The organism is Methylobacterium sp. J-001 (assembly GCF_022829565.1).
Taxonomy (GTDB): domain Bacteria; phylum Pseudomonadota; class Alphaproteobacteria; order Rhizobiales; family Beijerinckiaceae; genus Methylobacterium.
The window spans coordinates 1-303 of the sequence record NZ_JAKSYN010000024.1; the positions used below are offsets into that span (position 1 = coordinate 1).

Genomic DNA, 303 nt, shown 5'->3' on the forward strand with positions numbered 1-303 from the left:
TGCGGGTCTTGACCCGCATGCCACGTCCAAGAAAGCCCGCCCGGCCCGGGGGCCGGGCGCGCCTGTGGGTCTTAGTACGAGCCGAACTTGTAGTTCAGGACGGCGCGGACGGCGGGGAAGTCGTAGTAGCGGCGGCAGATGGAGCGGTGGGCGACCGGGACGAGGTTGGCGGGGGTGACGGCTCGGGCGCCCTGGTTGCGGTTGCCCGTCTCCAGGATGACGGACAGGTCTTTGATATTGGTCGGCACTGCCTACGAGCGGCAGAAGGTCGGGAACGACGTGGCTGGGGTGGGGATGATGAGG

1 protein-coding gene is annotated in these 303 nt (G+C 68.0%); it reads right to left on the bottom strand.

Going from position 1 to position 303, the window contains the following annotated elements; genetic code table 11:
- Positions 1–71 precede the first annotated feature (71 nt).
- Complete coding sequence (locus MKK65_RS01065; RefSeq protein WP_243954565.1) at positions 72–248, bottom strand: hypothetical protein; 177 nt, start codon at positions 246–248, stop codon at positions 72–74.
- Between the last annotated feature and the right edge of the window lie 55 nt (positions 249–303).